We start from the raw sequence: 15,619 nt of genomic DNA on the forward strand, positions 1-15,619 counted from the left end.
CCCGCGTTCCGCTTCGTTAAGGCCCCTTGCATGTCCGATTCCCGTTACCAGGTCGATGTCAGCGTCGTTACCCGCTATCTGGCAGACCAATCGCAACCCGAGCACGACCGTTTCGCCTTCGCCTACACCATCACCGTGCAGAACAATGGCGCGATCCCGGCCAAACTGCTGTCGCGGCACTGGGTGATCACCGATGGTGACGGCCACGTCGAAGAAGTACGCGGCGCCGGCGTGGTGGGTCAGCAACCACTGATCAATGCCGGGCAAAGCCACACCTACAGCAGCGGCACGGTGATGACCACCAAGGTCGGCACCATGCAAGGCACTTATGAAATGGTCGCCGACGACGGCAAACATTTCGATGCCATCATCAAACCTTTCCGCCTGGCCGTGCCCGGGGCCTTGCACTGATGGCAACCTATGCCGTCGGCGACCTGCAAGGCTGCCTCGAACCGCTGAAGTGTCTGCTCAAGCAAGTCGCGTTCGACCCGACGCTCGATCGGCTATGGCTGGTCGGCGATCTGGTCAACCGAGGCCCGCAGTCGCTGGAAACCCTGCGCTTTCTGTACGGCATGCGCGAGTCGCTGGTCTGCGTGTTGGGCAATCACGATCTGCATCTGCTGGCTGCCGCCAAAAATATCGAGCGTTTGAAGAAGTCCGACACCTTGCGCGAGATTCTCGACGCACCGGACTGTGCCGAACTGCTTGAGTGGGTGCGTCAGCAGAAGCTGATGCATTACGACGAAATGCGTGATGTCGCCATGGTTCACGCAGGCATTCCACCGCAATGGTCACTGCGCCGCGCCTTGAAGTGCGCGGACGAAGTCGAAACAGCGCTGCGCGACGACAACCTGTTCCCCGCCTACCTCGACGGCATGTACGGCAACGATCCGGCGAAATGGGACAATGACCTCAAAGGCGTGACTCGCCTGCGCGTGATCACCAACTACTTCACGCGCATGCGTTTCTGCACCGCCGAGGGCAAGCTTGACCTCAAGAGCAAGGAAGGCCTGGATACTGCACCGCCCGGCTACAAACCGTGGTTCCAGCACAAAGAGCGCAAGACCAAAGGCCTGCGCATCATCTTTGGTCACTGGGCGGCCCTTGAAGGCAATATCCATGAGCCAGGCATCTCGGCGCTGGACACCGGTTGTGTCTGGGGCGGCAGCCTGACCCTGATGAATGTCGACAGCGGCGAACGCCTGTCATGCAAATGCGACGAACACGGTGGCCTCGCGCCAACCGTCGCACCACTTATCCCCGAAACTTCGCCAGTCAACGCACCGCGTTAAACTGCGCTTTCAGCCGAGCAACAGGAACCCGCCATGAGCGAATTCAAACGAATCCCCCCGGAACAGGCCCAGGCCCTGCGTGAGCAAGGTGCCGTCGTCGTCGACGTCCGTGATCCGGCGACTTTCGCTGCCCTGCACATCAGCGGCTCGAAGCATCTGGACAATCATTCCCTGCACGCCTTCATTCAGGGCGCTGACCTCGATGCACCGACCGTGGTCGTCTGCTATCACGGCAATTCCAGCCAGGGCGCTGCGGCCTACCTGATCAGCCAAGGCTTTTCCGACGTCTACAGCATGGACGGCGGCTTCGAGTTGTGGCGTACGACTTATCCTGCGGAAACCGCGCAAGGCATCGCCGAATAATTTTTTTGTCACGCGCAGGCCCCGGCTGCCGTGGGCCTGCGCGGGCAGACGAACGGTCTTGCCACAACTAATTACGTATCTCGCCTTTACCTCCTGAATTCCCAACTATCCTTAAGCCCAGGCCATCCAAAACAGGGGAGAGCCGGTACACCGGCGCACGGGTCATCGGGAGTGACTTTCGCGATTGTCGATCGTGGAAGTGTTCTGGGGGGTAAACAAACAGCTGCCAAAACGGTTGTTTGCCAGCATCGACTGAGTGATCCGGCGTCGGCTCCACGTATCGAGCGAGGTGACGTCATGAGTATCTTTAGCCACTTCCAACAACGCTTCGAGTCCACACGCCAGGAAGAACTCTCGCTGCAAGAGTACCTGGAGCTGTGCAAGAAAGACCGAAGCGCCTACGTTTCCGCCGCCGAGCGTCTATTGCTGGCCATCGGCGAACCGGAACTGCTCGACACCTCGACCAATTCGAGGCTGTCACGCATCTTCTCCAACAAGGTGATCCGTCGCTATCCGGCCTTTGAAGACTTCCACGGGATGGAAGAATGCATCGACCAGATCGTTTCGTATTTCCGCCATGCCGCCCAAGGCCTGGAAGAGAAGAAACAAATCCTTTACCTGCTCGGCCCCGTCGGTGGCGGTAAATCGTCCCTGGCCGAGAAGCTGAAACAGCTGATCGAGAAAGTGCCCTTCTACGCGATCAAGGGCTCGCCGGTATTCGAATCTCCTTTGGGTCTGTTCAACGCCACCGAAGATGGCGCGATCCTCGAAGAAGACTTCGGTATTCCACGGCGCTACCTGAACACCATCATGTCGCCCTGGGCGACCAAACGTCTGGCCGAATTCGGCGGCGACATCAGCCAGTTCCGCGTGGTCAAACTGTACCCGTCGATCCTCAACCAGATCGCTGTGGCCAAGACCGAACCGGGTGACGAGAACAACCAGGACATCTCGGCGCTGGTCGGTAAAGTCGACATTCGCAAACTCGAGGAATACCCACAGAACGATGCCGACGCTTACAGCTACTCCGGTGCGCTGTGCCGGGCCAACCAGGGCCTGATGGAATTCGTCGAAATGTTCAAGGCGCCGATCAAGGTGCTGCACCCATTGCTGACCGCGACTCAGGAAGGCAACTACAACAGTACCGAAGGCCTCGGCGCGATTCCGTTCACCGGGATCCTGCTCGCCCACTCCAACGAGTCGGAATGGCACACCTTCCGCAACAACAAGAACAACGAAGCCTTCATCGACCGGATCTACATCGTCAAAGTGCCGTATTGCCTGCGCGTCAGCGACGAAGTGAAAATCTACGACAAACTGCTGTTCAACAGTTCTCTGGCCAAAGCGCATTGCGCGCCTGACACCCTGAAAATGCTCGCGCAGTTCACTGTGCTTTCGCGCCTCAAAGAGCCGGAAAACTCCAACATCTATTCGAAGATGCGCGTCTACGACGGTGAAAACCTCAAAGACACCGATCCGAAAGCCAAGTCGATTCAGGAATACCGCGACTCGGCAGGTGTTGATGAGGGCATGAACGGTCTGTCGACGCGCTTTGCGTTCAAGATCCTCTCCAAGGTCTTCAACTTCGATCCGCATGAAATCGCCGCCAACCCGGTGCACCTGCTCTATGTGCTGGAACAGCAGATCGAACAGGAACAATTCCAGGCCGAAACCCGCGAACGCTATCTGCGCTACCTGAAAGAATACCTGGCACCGCGTTATATCGAATTCATCGGCAAGGAGATCCAGACCGCTTACCTCGAGTCTTACAGCGAGTACGGCCAGAACATCTTCGACCGCTACGTGCTGTATGCAGACTTCTGGATTCAGGATCAGGAATACCGCGATCCGGAAACCGGCGAGATCCTCAACCGTGTTGCCCTGAATGAAGAACTGGAGAAAATCGAAAAACCGGCCGGCATCAGCAATCCGAAGGATTTCCGCAACGAAATCGTCAACTTCGTCCTGCGCGCCCGGGCCAACAACAACGGCAAGAACCCGACCTGGCTCAGCTACGAAAAACTGCGCGTGGTCATCGAGAAGAAAATGTTCTCGAACACCGAGGATCTGCTGCCGGTCATCAGCTTCAACGCCAAGGCCAGCAAGGAGGATCAGCAAAAGCACAACGACTTCGTCACTCGAATGGTCGAACGCGGCTACACCGACAAACAGGTACGGCTTCTTTCCGAATGGTACCTACGGGTACGGAAGTCGCAGTGAAGCAGCTGCAAGCTTCTAGCTACGAGCTGCAAGAACAAAGCGCGTAACCCACTGATGCCCGGGAACCTGCTTTTACTTGCAGCTTGAAGCTCACAACTTGAAGCTGCCCGGAGGGCTTCCTATGAGTTATGTGATCGACCGACGTTTGAATGGCAAGAACAAGAGCACGGTAAACCGCCAGCGTTTCCTGCGGCGTTACCGTGACCACATCAAAAAGGCTGTCGAAGAGGCGGTCAGCCGGCGCTCCATCACCGATATGGAGCATGGCGAACAGATCAGTATTCCCGGTCGCGACATCGACGAACCGGTGCTTCACCACGGCCGCGGCGGCAAACAGACCGTGGTTCATCCCGGTAACAAGGAATTCACCGCCGGCGAACACATTGCTCGTCCACCAGGCGGTGGCGGCGGGCGCGGCCCGGGCAAGGCAGGTAACTCCGGCGAAGGCATGGACGAGTTTGTCTTCCAGATCACTCAGGAAGAGTTTCTCGAATTCATGTTCGAAGATCTCGAACTGCCGAACCTGGTAAAACGCAACCTGAGCGGCACCGACACTTTCAAAACCGTGCGCGCCGGCATCAGTAACGAAGGCAACCCGTCCCGGATCAATATCATCCGCACCCTGCGTTCGGCCCACGCGCGGCGCATTGCTTTGTCTGGCAGTAGCCGGGCGAAACTGCGCGAAGCCAAAGCAGAACTCGAGCGGCTGAAACGCGAAGAGCCAGATAACTTTGGCGATATTCAGGAGCTCGAAGCAGAAATCGAGAAACTCAGCGCGCGCATTCATCGCGTACCGTTCCTCGACACCTTCGACCTGAAATACAACCTGCTGATCAAGCAACCAAATCCCAGCTCGAAAGCCGTGATGTTCTGTCTGATGGACGTGTCCGGCTCCATGACCCAGGCGACCAAGGATATCGCCAAACGCTTTTTCATCCTGTTGTACCTGTTCCTCAAGCGGAACTACGACAAGATCGACGTGGTGTTCATCCGTCACCACACCAGTGCGCGCGAAGTCGACGAAGAAGAGTTTTTCTATTCACGGGAAACCGGCGGCACCATCGTTTCCAGTGCATTGAAACTGATGCAAGAGATCATGGCCGAGCGTTATCCGAGCAACGAATGGAACATCTACGCGGCGCAGGCCTCCGACGGTGATAACTGGAACGATGACTCGCCGATCTGCCGCGACATCCTCATCAACCAGATCATGCCGTTTGTGCAGTACTACACTTACGTGGAGATCACCCCGCGCGAACATCAGGCCTTGTGGTACGAATACGAACGCATCGCCGACGCCTTTTCTGACACTTTTGCCCAGCAGCAACTGGTCTCGGCCGGGGATATCTATCCGGTCTTCCGTGAACTCTTCCAGCGCAGGTTAGTGACATGACCGCCAAAGAGCAGAAGCGCCAACCCATTTCCACCGGCTCTGAATGGACGTTCGAGCTGATCCAGACCTACGACCGCGAAATCGCCCGTATCGCGGCCGGCTATGCGCTGGACACCTACCCCAACCAGATCGAAGTGATCACCGCCGAGCAGATGATGGACGCCTATGCCTCGGTGGGCATGCCGCTGGGTTATCACCACTGGTCCTATGGCAAACACTTCCTCAGCACCGAAAAATCCTATAGCCGCGGGCAGATGGGCCTGGCGTACGAGATCGTGATCAACTCGGATCCGTGCATCGCCTACCTGATGGAAGAAAACACCATCTGCATGCAGGCACTGGTGGTGGCGCACGCGTGCTATGGCCACAACAGTTTCTTCAAGGGCAATTACCTGTTCCGCACCTGGACCGACGCCAGTTCGATCATCGATTACCTGGTGTTCGCCAAGCAGTACATCATGCAGTGCGAGGAGCGCCACGGCATCGACGCGGTGGAGGACTTGCTCGACTCCTGCCACGCGCTGATGAATTACGGTGTCGACCGCTACAAACGCCCCTACCCTATTTCCGCCGAAGAAGAACGCCGGCGGCAAAAGGATCGCGAAGAACACATGCAAAAGCAGATCAACGATCTGTGGCGCACCATTCCCAAAGGCGCGGACAAATACAGCGACAAGGACAACGCTCGCTTCCCGGCCGAGCCGCAGGAAAACATTCTTTACTTCATCGAGAAACACGCACCATTGCTCGAGCCTTGGCAACGCGAGATCGTGCGTATCGTGCGCAAGATTGCCCAGTACTTTTACCCACAGCGTCAGACCCAGGTGATGAACGAGGGCTGGGCGACGTTCTGGCACTACACCCTGATGAACGACCTGTACGACGAGGGCCTGGTCACCGACGGTTTCATGATGGAATTCCTCACCTCACACACCAGCGTGGTGTTCCAGCCAGGTTTCGACAGCCCTTACTACAGCGGCATCAACCCGTACGCATTGGGTTTCGCCATGTACCGCGACATCCGGCGCATGTGCGAGGAACCTACCGAAGAGGATCGCCACTGGTTCCCGGACATCGCCGGGAGCGACTGGCTGTCGACGATCAAATTCGCCATGAGCAGCTTCAAGGACGAGAGTTTCATCCTGCAATATTTGTCGCCGAAGGTGATCCGCGATCTGAAACTGTTCAGCATCATGGATGACGATCAGAAGGACGATTTGCTGGTGCCGGCGATTCATGACGAGCCCGGTTACCGAATCATCCGCGAAACTCTGGCCGCGCAATACAACCTCGGCAACCGTGAACCGAACGTGCAGATTTACAGCATCGATCGACGTGGCGACCGCTCACTGACCCTGCGGCACCAGCAGCACGACCGCAAACCGTTGGGCGATTCCACTGAAGAGGTGCTCAAACATCTGCACCGTTTGTGGGGCTTCGATATTCATCTGGAAACGCTGCAGGGCGACCAGATCATGAAAACCCATCACGTGCCGCCGCGCAGTGAACACAGCGAAGGGGATTACGGCCGGCTCGACCTCGCCGTCATTCATCTTTGAAACGGTTCTGGCCTCCGAAAGTCCGGCGCAAGGGTTATCCTGTCGGGCTAACGGAGGTTTTTTATGCAGATTTTCAAGGTTGGCGGCGCGGTTCGTGATCGCTTGCTGGGGTTGCCGGTTACAGATGTCGATCGAGTGGTGGTCGGCGCCACGACCGAGGAAATGCTCGCGCAGGGGTTTCGTCCGGTCGGCGCGGATTTCCCGGTGTTTCTTCATCCGAAAAGCGGCGAGGAGTACGCCCTCGCCCGCACCGAACGTAAAAGCGGTCGCGGCTATGGCGGCTTCACCTTTCACGCCAGTCCCGAAGTGACGCTTGAAGAAGACCTGATTCGTCGCGACCTGACCATCAACGCCATCGCTGAAGACGATCAGCAAAATCTGACCGATCCATACCACGGTCAGCGCGATCTTGAAGCGCGAATCCTGCGTCACGTATCCCCGGCGTTCGCCGAAGATCCTCTGCGTGTCCTGCGTGTAGCCCGCTTCGCGGCGCGTTATGCCGGGCTCGGTTTTAGCGTTGCGCCGGAGACGCTTGAGTTGATGCGTCAACTCAGTGAGTCCGGTGAACTGGAGGCACTGACCGCTGAGCGCAGTTGGAAAGAAATCTCCCGCGCGCTGATGGAAGATCAGCCACAGGTATTCATTCAGGTGCTTCGCGATTGCGGCGCGCTGAAAGTCTTGATGCCGGAAGTGGATGCGCTGTTCGGCGTGCCGCAACCGGAGGCGCATCACCCGGAAATCGACACCGGGCTGCACACGCTCAGCGTGCTGGAGCAATCAGCGCTGCACAAACAACCGCTGACCGTACGCTGGGCCTGTCTGCTGCACGATCTTGGTAAAGGCCTGACACCGGAAGAGGAATGGCCACGGCACATCGCCCATGAGCACACCGGACTGAAGCTGATCAAAGCGGTCAACGAACGCTTTAAAGCGCCGAAGGATTGCCAGGAATTGGCCTTGCTGGTTGGCAAATACCACACCCATGGGCACCGGACGCTGGAGCTGAAGGCTTCGACGTTGCTGGAGTTGTTGCAGAGTTTTGACGTGTATCGCCGGCCGCAGCGGTTTGAAGAATTTATCGCTGCGTGCGAAATGGATGCCCGGGGCCGCAAGGGGCTGGAGCAGAGAAGTTATCCACAAGCGGATTATTTGCGCGGTGCGGCGAAGGTTGCACGGGAGGTTGCGGTGCAGCCGTTGCTGGAGAAGGGATTCAAGGGGCCGGAGTTGGGTGAGGCGCTGAAGCGTGAGCGACTGAAAGCGTTGAAGGCCTACAAAGAGGCGCCGTCAGCCTGAAAAGCTTCGCGAGCAAGCCCGCTCCCACAGGGAAATGCATTCCAAAATGCGGGAGCAGGCTTGCTCGCGAAGGCGCCAGTCAGATCAACGCAAATCCGAAGGCGTGAGTTGCTGCCCGCGCCACTCAAACCCGACCGGTGCCAGCACCTGATCAATCTGCGCCTCCGCCCACAATGTCGCGAAGCTTTTTCCCACACCCGGATGCACGCGATCCGGCGCAATCAGCGACAACGGCCACAACACAAAAGCATTTTTCAGAATTTCCGCACGCGGCAACACCAGACCGTCGAAATTGCCCGCCAGATCGCCGTACAACAGCACGTCGATATCCAGCGGCAAGCCCTTGCGATCCGGGGCATATCGTCCGTTATCCGCCTCAATAAACTTCAAGCGACGATCCAGTTCAATCAACGGCAGATCGGTAAACGCCGACACCACAAAATTGATGAACGGCCCGCTTTTGATTCCGACTGGCTGGCTCTCGAACACCGCCGAACAGCGGATATCCACCAGAAACGTCGCCAACGCGTCGAGACCTGCACGCAAATGGGTTTCGCGCTCGATATTGCTACCGAGCCCGAGGTAGACCTGAGTCAGCGACATCCGCGCTCGATCTCCACACCCACGCCGCCCTTGGCCGCTGGCACCGCGCCAGGCTTGGTCAGCTTCAGCCGAATCCAAGTGATGTTGAATTCACTCATCAGCACTTCGACCAGACGCTCGGCGAACGTCTCGACCAGTTGAAACTGCGCTTGCTCGGCGAAAGCCTGAATCCGTGTGGAAACGCTGGCGTAATCGAGCGCCAGGGTCAGGTCGTCACCGGCGGCGGCCGGGCGATTGTCCCAGGCGAAGCTCAGATCAAGACGCAGGCACTGGCGGATGCCGCGTTCCCAGTCGTAGGCACCGATCACGGTATCGACTTCCAGGCCCTCGATAAACACTCTGTCCAAGCACTTCTCTCCGCTGCACGACAAGGGCGCAATGCGCCGTTAGAATCAGGGCGTCCTCGCCCGGAATAGTTAGCATGTTTTGGTTACTGGCGACTCTCGCCTACCTGCTCGGCTCGCTGTCCTTCGCCATTTTGCTCAGCCGCCTGACCGGAAATCCGGATCCGCGAATGAGTGGCTCGGGTAATGCCGGCGCCACCAACATGCTCCGCCTGGTCGGTCGCAAACTGGCGATCCTGACCCTGCTGGGTGATCTGTGCAAAGGCCTGGTGCCGGTGCTGATTGCCTCGGCTGTCGGCCTTTCGCTGCAGGAGCAGGCGTGGATCGGCGTGTGTGCCGTGATCGGTCACCTGTTCCCGCTGTATTTCCGCTTCCGTGGTGGCAAAGGTGTCGCCACCGCCGCTGGCATGCTGCTGGGCCTGTATCCGCCCGCCGCGCTGCTGGCCGTGTGCGCCTGGCTGCTGACGTTCTACCTGACCCGCACCAGCTCGCTGGCGGCACTGATCGCCACGCCGCTGACCCTGCCACTGCTGGCCTGGCAAGAACCGGAGGCGCTACTGCCGATGAGCGCGCTGACACTGCTGATCGTCTGGCGCCACCGCGGCAATCTACGCGACCTGTTTGCCGGGCGCGAACGGCATTTTTAAATACCGTTCTTGAGCGCCGCTCATCACAGCGGCGACAACTGCTCCATCGGCCAACGCGCCTGCACGCTGATCGCCAGACTTTCCTGCTGACCGGCCTGCAAGCGCTGGCAACCGGCAAAGGCGATCATCGCGCCGTTATCGGTGCAGAACTCCGGACGCGCATAAAACACATCGCCCTTCATGTCGCCGAGCATTTTCTCCAGCGAAACGCGCAAAGCCTTGTTGGCGCTGACGCCGCCAGCGATCACCAGACGCTTCATGCCCGCCTGTTTCAGGGCGCGCTTGCACTTGATGGTCAAAGTCTCCACCACGGCCTGCTGGAACGCCAGCGCGATGTCGCAACGGGCTTGCTCGTTGTCGTCCCCGGCGCTGACGCACTGCTGCCAGGCGTTGAGCGCGGAGGTTTTCAGACCACTGAAGCTGAATTGCAGACCCGGGCGATCACACATCGGACGCGGAAAGGTAAAACGTCCTGCAACGCCCTTCTCCGCCAACTTGGCGATTTCCGGCCCGCCCGGATAATTCAGGCCCATCATCTTCGCGGTTTTGTCGAAAGCTTCACCGGCGGCATCGTCGAGTGTCTCGCCGAGCAAGGTGTATTGACCGATGCCATCGACCTGAACCAGCTGCGTATGACCGCCCGAGACCAACAAAGCGACGAACGGGAATTCCGGCGGTTTTGGCTCCAGCATCGGTGCGAGCAAATGCCCTTCCATGTGGTGCACGCCGAGCGCCGGAATGCCCCAGGCAAACGCCAGCGCCTGAGCGCAGGAAGCGCCGACCAGCAACGCGCCCACCAGGCCAGGGCCCGCGGTATAGGCGATCGCGTCGATCTCGGTGGGCACACAGTCCGCTTCGGCCAACACCTGACGAATCAAGGGCAGCATGCGTTTGACGTGGTCACGCGAGGCGAGCTCCGGCACCACACCGCCATAGGCGCGGTGCAGGTCGATCTGGCTGAACAGCGCGTCGGCCAGCAGACCGCGCTCACTGTCATATAATGCGACGCCGGTTTCGTCGCAGGAGGTTTCTAATCCCAGTACTAGCATGGGTTTGCGCCTTGTTTAGGCTGACTTCGAAGGCGCGCATAATAGTCGCCACGTGATGCCCCGACCAGCGGTTTTCGATCAGAGGCTTTGCATTCCGAGCGATGAGGGGTTAACATCCGCAACCCTTAAAAACCGACGTCTTCAAGTGCTCTTTTGCCGCGAGGATGTTGACCCCGGTAATGAATGAAGGTAGCTCTGGATGCCAGCCGTCAAAGTTAAAGAGAACGAACCCTTCGACGTAGCTCTGCGTCGTTTCAAGCGCTCCTGCGAAAAAGCCGGTGTACTGGCTGAAGTTCGTAGCCGCGAATTTTACGAGAAGCCAACTTCTGAGCGTAAGCGCAAAGCAGCAGCCGCTGTTAAGCGTCACGCCAAGAAAGTTCAGCGCGAACAGCGCCGCGCCGTTCGTCTGTACTAATACACAGACGTTCGTAGCAAGCTTCTTGCCTAAGCCCGGCTCTGAGCCGGGCTAATGGCATTTGCGTAAAACGCTTGATGCTTCAACGTCGAAGCCGCACACGCGACTAAGACGAATCTGCTTCACACGTCAGACCTGGCTCTTTTGCCAGCGGTGCACGTCTTTTCTGACGAGCCTTTCAAGGCTACTGACGAGCACACCCACTGATTCCTCTCACGACGATCAGCCCAAGGCACCTGCATGCGTGCCCGCTTTATTGAGCTATCCGAGGCCCTCAACCGGCCGTCAGCGGATTCAGCGCAACACTTTCAAATAGTCGAAGACTGATAGGTACTAACGTCAGTGGATTTTCGGCAGATACACTTCCCGACAGCGATTACGCAGACGACACCGGTCGAGCCGCACTTTTTGCGCGCTTCAAACAACGACCCGCGTCCGGCAGCCTTACGCATCGGACTTATTGCAGCGCAGACGACGAGAATGCCATGGCCGGGCTAATTCCCCAGAGCTTCATTGACGACCTGCTGAACCGCACCGACATCGTCGATGTGGTCAGTTCGCGCGTGCAATTGAAGAAGGCCGGCAAGAACTACACCGCCTGTTGCCCGTTTCACAAAGAGAAAACCCCGTCGTTCAGCGTCAGCCCCGACAAGCAGTTCTATTACTGCTTCGGCTGCGGCGCCGGCGGTAATGCCCTCGGCTTTCTCATGGATCACGACAACCTGGATTTTCCTCAGGCCATCGAAGATCTGGCGAAAGCCGCCGGCATGGAAATCCCCCGCGAAGAAAGCGGCCGCGAGCGCAAGCCACGGCAACCGACTGATTCGCCGCTCTATCCGTTGCTCACTGCCGCTGCCGATTTCTACAAACAGGCCCTCAAGAGCCACCCCGCGCGCAAAGCGGCCGTGGATTACCTCAAGGGTCGCGGCCTGACCGGCGAGATCGCCCGGGATTTCGGCCTCGGCTTCGCGCCGCCAGGCTGGGATAACCTGTTCAAACATTTGAGCAGCGACACCCTTCAGCAAAAAGCCATGATCGACGCCGGCCTGCTGATAGAGAACGCCGAAACCGGCAAACGCTATGACCGCTTCCGCGATCGCGTGATGTTCCCGATCCGCGACACCCGTGGCCGCATTATCGCCTTCGGTGGCCGCGTACTCGGCGACGACAAGCCCAAGTACCTGAACTCCCCGGAAACCCCGGTTTTCCATAAAGGTCAGGAACTCTACGGCCTTTATGAAGCACGCAAGAACAACCGCAACCTCGACGAAATCATCGTCGTCGAAGGTTATATGGACGTCATCGCGCTCGCCCAACAAGGCCTGAAAAATGCCGTCGCAACGCTGGGCACTGCGACCAGCGAAGAACATTTGAAGCGCCTGTTTCGCGTCGTGCCGAACGTGTTGTTCTGTTTCGACGGCGACCAGGCTGGCCGCAACGCCGCGTGGCGCGCACTCGAAGCAACGCTGTCGAGCCTGCAGGACGGCCGTCGCGCACGCTTTTTGTTTCTACCCGAAGGCGAAGATCCGGATACGCTGGTTCGCGCTGAAGGCACCGACGCCTTCAAGGCGCGCATCAATCAGCACGCTCAGCCGCTGGCGGATTATTTCTTCCAGCAACTGACCGAAGAGTCCGACCCGCGCTCGCTCGAGGGCAAGGCCCACATGGCCACCCTCGCCGCACCGTTGATCGACAAAGTGCCGGGCGCCAACCTGCGCATCCTGATGCGTCAGCGCCTGACCGAAATCACCGGTCTGAGCAGCGAAACCGTCAGTCAGCTGGCGCAAAATGCGCCGCAGGAAGCGCCGCCCGCTTACGACCCGGGCATCAATTACGACGCAATGCCGGACTACAGCGACTACCATCAGCCGCAGGCACAGGACATGTATGTGCCGCAGCAGGAGTGGACGCCGAAGAAACCTGGCGCTGGCGGCAAGAAGTGGGACAAGAAGCCCTGGGATAAAAACGGCAAGCGTGGCGGCGATCGCGACCAGCAACGCCCGCGCACGCCGATTGGCGTCGAATCGCCAACCCTGACCGCCCTGCGCACACTGCTCCATCACCCGCAACTGGCCGAGCGCGTCGAAGATGCCGGGCACATTGCGGACGAGAATCAGACCAACGCCCAGCTGCTTGTGGCGCTGCTCGAAGCCGTACAGAAGAATCCCAAGCTAAACTCATTTCAGTTGATCGCGCGATGGCACGGCACTGAACAGGGTCGATTGCTCAAGGCATTGGCAGAAAAGGAGTGGTTGATTGACGGAGATAACCTTGAACAACAGTTTTTCGACACCATTACTAGCTTGTCAGCCCGCCAACGCGAGCGAAATCTTGAACAGTTACTCAGGAAAGCCCGTCAAAGCGAACTGAGTATTGAAGAGAAAAATCAACTGCGCGACCTTCTAAGTCGCAATGTTTCCGCATCAAACCCGACCTCAACTGGCGCGTGAGGTCATAGCTCAGGTATAATCCTCGGCTTGTTTTTTGCCCGCCAAGACCTTCAGTGGATAGGGTGTTATGTCCGGAAAAGCGCAACAGCAGTCTCGTATTATTGAGTTGATCAAACTGGGTCGTGAGCAGAAGTATCTGACTTACGCCGAGGTCAACGACCACCTGCCCGAGGATATTTCAGATCCAGAGCAGGTGGAAGACATCATCCGCATGATTAACGACATGGGGATCCCCGTACACGAGAGTGCTCCGGATGCGGACGCCCTTATGTTGGCCGACGCCGATACCGACGAGGCCGCTGCGGAAGAAGCAGCCGCCGCGTTGGCAGCGGTGGAGACCGATATCGGTCGCACCACTGACCCGGTGCGCATGTACATGCGTGAAATGGGTACGGTCGAGCTTCTGACTCGTGAAGGCGAAATTGAAATCGCCAAACGAATCGAAGAAGGCATCCGTGAAGTGATGAGCGCAATCGCGCACTTCCCTGGCACGGTTGACCATATTCTCTCCGAGTACACTCGTGTGACCACCGAAGGTGGCCGCCTGTCCGACGTCCTGAGCGGTTATATCGACCCGGACGACGGCATTGCGCCGCCTGCCGAGGTACCGCCGCCTGTCGAAGCGAAAGTCGCGAAAGCCGACGACGAAACCGACGACGAAGAAGCCGAATCTTCCGATGACGAAGAAGAAGCCGAAAGCGGTCCGGATCCGGTTATCGCCGCCCAGCGTTTTGGCGCGGTCGCCGACCAGATGGAAATCACCCGCAAGGCCCTGAAAAAGCACGGTCGCAGCAACAAGGCAACAATTGCCGAATTGCTGGCGCTGGCCGAGCTGTTCATGCCGATCAAACTGGTACCGAAGCAATTCGAAGGTTTGGTTGAACGTGTTCGCGGTGCCCTCGATCGTCTGCGTCAGCAAGAGCGCGCGATCATGCAATTGTGTGTACGTGATGCACGTATGCCACGCGCTGATTTCCTGCGTCAGTTCCCGGGTAACGAAGTCGACGAAAGCTGGTCCGAAGCCCTGGCCAAAGGCAAGAGCAAGTACGCCGAAGCCATTGGTCGCGTACAGCCGGACATCATTCGTTGCCAGCAGAAACTGATCGCGCTGGAAACCGAAACCGGTCTGACCATCGCTGAAATCAAGGACATCAACCGTCGCATGTCGATCGGTGAGGCCAAGGCCCGCCGCGCGAAGAAAGAGATGGTTGAAGCCAACTTGCGTCTGGTGATCTCGATCGCCAAGAAGTACACCAACCGTGGCCTGCAATTCCTCGATCTGATCCAGGAAGGCAACATCGGCTTGATGAAAGCGGTAGACAAGTTCGAATACCGTCGTGGTTACAAGTTCTCGACTTATGCCACTTGGTGGATCCGTCAGGCGATCACTCGCTCGATCGCCGACCAGGCCCGCACCATCCGTATTCCGGTGCACATGATCGAGACGATCAACAAGCTCAACCGTATTTCCCGGCAGATGTTGCAGGAAATGGGTCGCGAACCGACCCCGGAAGAGCTGGGCGAACGCATGGAAATGCCTGAGGATAAAATCCGCAAGGTATTGAAGATCGCTAAAGAGCCGATCTCCATGGAAACGCCGATCGGTGATGACGAAGACTCCCATCTGGGTGACTTCATCGAAGACTCGACCATGCAGTCGCCAATCGATGTCGCCACTGTTGAGAGCCTGAAAGAAGCGACTCGCGAAGTGCTGTCCGGCCTCACTGCCCGTGAAGCCAAAGTACTGCGCATGCGTTTCGGTATCGACATGAACACCGACCACACACTCGAAGAAGTGGGCAAACAGTTTGACGTAACGCGTGAGCGGATCCGTCAGATCGAAGCCAAGGCGCTGCGCAAGCTGCGCCACCCGACGCGAAGCGAGCATCTGCGCTCCTTCCTCGACGAGTGATACCAGAACCCCCGGCCCAGGCCGGGGGTTTTGTTTATGTGGCAGATTAAATCCCGCGCATCCCCCCTCCCCCGCATAC

The 15,619-nt window shown here is 58.2% G+C and carries 14 protein-coding genes; 11 read left to right on the top strand and 3 right to left on the bottom strand.

Annotated elements, in window-relative coordinates; genetic code table 11:
- Window positions 1-30 precede the first annotated feature (30 nt).
- From apaG to GVL50_RS19970, 7 genes are all read left to right on the top strand, one after another.
- Complete coding sequence (gene apaG, locus GVL50_RS19940) at window positions 31-411, top strand: Co2+/Mg2+ efflux protein ApaG (RefSeq protein WP_016983136.1); 381 nt, start codon at window positions 31-33, stop codon at window positions 409-411.
- The gene (locus GVL50_RS19945; protein WP_159814854.1) at window positions 411-1,292 is read left to right on the top strand and encodes a symmetrical bis(5'-nucleosyl)-tetraphosphatase; all 882 of its coding nucleotides are present in this window, start codon (window positions 411-413) and stop codon (window positions 1,290-1,292) included. Before apaG ends, GVL50_RS19945 begins: the two co-directional genes overlap by 1 nt.
- A 33-nt stretch (window positions 1,293-1,325) precedes the next feature.
- Window positions 1,326-1,655 (top strand): thiosulfate sulfurtransferase GlpE, encoded by a 330-nt coding sequence (gene glpE / locus GVL50_RS19950; protein WP_008085194.1) that lies wholly within the window; start codon window positions 1,326-1,328, stop codon window positions 1,653-1,655.
- A gap of 297 nt (window positions 1,656-1,952) precedes the next feature.
- Window positions 1,953-3,875, top strand: a complete 1,923-nt coding sequence (locus GVL50_RS19955) for a PrkA family serine protein kinase (protein WP_007910115.1) — start codon at window positions 1,953-1,955, stop codon at window positions 3,873-3,875.
- A gap of 121 nt (window positions 3,876-3,996) precedes the next feature.
- Complete coding sequence (locus GVL50_RS19960) at window positions 3,997-5,268, top strand: YeaH/YhbH family protein (RefSeq protein ID WP_053124403.1); 1,272 nt, start codon at window positions 3,997-3,999, stop codon at window positions 5,266-5,268.
- Window positions 5,265-6,827: a SpoVR family protein gene (locus GVL50_RS19965; RefSeq protein WP_053124404.1), complete on the top strand. Its 1,563-nt coding sequence runs from the start codon at window positions 5,265-5,267 to the stop codon at window positions 6,825-6,827. Before GVL50_RS19960 ends, GVL50_RS19965 begins: the two co-directional genes overlap by 4 nt.
- Window positions 6,828-6,890: 63 nt before the next feature.
- Window positions 6,891-8,120, top strand: coding sequence for a multifunctional CCA addition/repair protein (locus tag GVL50_RS19970; protein WP_159814855.1), 1,230 nt, complete (start codon window positions 6,891-6,893; stop codon window positions 8,118-8,120).
- Window positions 8,121-8,204: 84 nt separating this feature from the next.
- Here GVL50_RS19970 and folK read toward each other — a convergent pair whose 3' ends face one another.
- A complete protein-coding gene (gene folK, locus GVL50_RS19975) occupies window positions 8,205-8,723 on the bottom strand; it encodes a 2-amino-4-hydroxy-6-hydroxymethyldihydropteridine diphosphokinase (RefSeq protein ID WP_159814856.1) in 519 nt (172 codons plus the stop codon).
- Window positions 8,714-9,070 carry a dihydroneopterin aldolase gene (folB, locus tag GVL50_RS19980; protein WP_159814857.1) on the bottom strand — a complete coding sequence of 119 codons (357 nt, stop codon included), beginning with the start codon at window positions 9,068-9,070 and terminating at the stop codon, window positions 8,714-8,716. Before folB ends, folK begins: the two co-directional genes overlap by 10 nt.
- A gap of 74 nt (window positions 9,071-9,144) precedes the next feature.
- Between folB and plsY the strand changes: the two genes are divergently transcribed.
- Window positions 9,145-9,714 (top strand): glycerol-3-phosphate 1-O-acyltransferase PlsY, encoded by a 570-nt coding sequence (gene plsY, locus GVL50_RS19985; RefSeq protein WP_053124414.1) that lies wholly within the window; start codon window positions 9,145-9,147, stop codon window positions 9,712-9,714.
- 23 nt (window positions 9,715-9,737) lie between these two features.
- Here the strand turns inward: plsY and tsaD are convergent, their stop codons facing one another.
- Window positions 9,738-10,763, bottom strand: a complete 1,026-nt coding sequence (tsaD, locus tag GVL50_RS19990) for a tRNA (adenosine(37)-N6)-threonylcarbamoyltransferase complex transferase subunit TsaD (RefSeq protein ID WP_053124416.1) — start codon at window positions 10,761-10,763, stop codon at window positions 9,738-9,740.
- Between the two features lie 199 nt (window positions 10,764-10,962).
- Between tsaD and rpsU the strand changes: the two genes are divergently transcribed.
- The 3 genes from rpsU (at window position 10,963) to rpoD (ending at window position 15,540) form a co-directional block, all read left to right on the top strand.
- The gene (gene rpsU, locus GVL50_RS19995; protein ID WP_002551877.1) at window positions 10,963-11,178 is read left to right on the top strand and encodes a 30S ribosomal protein S21; all 216 of its coding nucleotides are present in this window, start codon (window positions 10,963-10,965) and stop codon (window positions 11,176-11,178) included.
- A 485-nt stretch (window positions 11,179-11,663) separates the two neighbouring features.
- Entirely contained in the window at window positions 11,664-13,628 is a 1,965-nt protein-coding gene (gene dnaG, locus GVL50_RS20000) for a DNA primase (protein WP_053124418.1), read from the top strand.
- Between the two features lie 67 nt (window positions 13,629-13,695).
- Window positions 13,696-15,540 carry an RNA polymerase sigma factor RpoD gene (gene rpoD, locus GVL50_RS20005; protein WP_159814858.1) on the top strand — a complete coding sequence of 615 codons (1,845 nt, stop codon included), beginning with the start codon at window positions 13,696-13,698 and terminating at the stop codon, window positions 15,538-15,540.
- Window positions 15,541-15,619: the final 79 nt, after the last annotated feature.

Source organism: Pseudomonas sp. 18058, from assembly GCF_902706155.1.
Taxonomy (GTDB): Bacteria; Pseudomonadota; Gammaproteobacteria; order Pseudomonadales; family Pseudomonadaceae; genus Aquipseudomonas; species Aquipseudomonas rustica.

Bases quoted from the DNA above. Each gene is read 5' to 3' on its own strand.
- GVL50_RS19960 (WP_053124403.1), top strand. From the start codon at position 3,997: ATGAGTTATGTGATCGACCGACGTTTGAATGGCAAGAACAAGAGCACG.
- GVL50_RS19970 (WP_159814855.1), top strand. From the start codon at position 6,891: ATGCAGATTTTCAAGGTTGGCGGCGCGGTTCGTGATCGCTTGCTGGGG.
- rpoD (WP_159814858.1), top strand. From the start codon at position 13,696: ATGTCCGGAAAAGCGCAACAGCAGTCTCGTATTATTGAGTTGATCAAA.
- dnaG (WP_053124418.1), top strand. From the start codon at position 11,664: ATGGCCGGGCTAATTCCCCAGAGCTTCATTGACGACCTGCTGAACCGC.
- GVL50_RS19955 (WP_007910115.1), top strand. From the start codon at position 1,953: ATGAGTATCTTTAGCCACTTCCAACAACGCTTCGAGTCCACACGCCAG.
- plsY (WP_053124414.1), top strand. From the start codon at position 9,145: ATGTTTTGGTTACTGGCGACTCTCGCCTACCTGCTCGGCTCGCTGTCC.
- glpE (WP_008085194.1), top strand. From the start codon at position 1,326: ATGAGCGAATTCAAACGAATCCCCCCGGAACAGGCCCAGGCCCTGCGT.
- GVL50_RS19965 (WP_053124404.1), top strand. From the start codon at position 5,265: ATGACCGCCAAAGAGCAGAAGCGCCAACCCATTTCCACCGGCTCTGAA.
- GVL50_RS19945 (WP_159814854.1), top strand. From the start codon at position 411: ATGGCAACCTATGCCGTCGGCGACCTGCAAGGCTGCCTCGAACCGCTG.
- folK (WP_159814856.1), bottom strand. From the start codon at position 8,723: ATGTCGCTGACTCAGGTCTACCTCGGGCTCGGTAGCAATATCGAGCGC.
- rpsU (WP_002551877.1), top strand. From the start codon at position 10,963: ATGCCAGCCGTCAAAGTTAAAGAGAACGAACCCTTCGACGTAGCTCTG.
- tsaD (WP_053124416.1), bottom strand. From the start codon at position 10,763: ATGCTAGTACTGGGATTAGAAACCTCCTGCGACGAAACCGGCGTCGCA.
- apaG (WP_016983136.1), top strand. From the start codon at position 31: ATGTCCGATTCCCGTTACCAGGTCGATGTCAGCGTCGTTACCCGCTAT.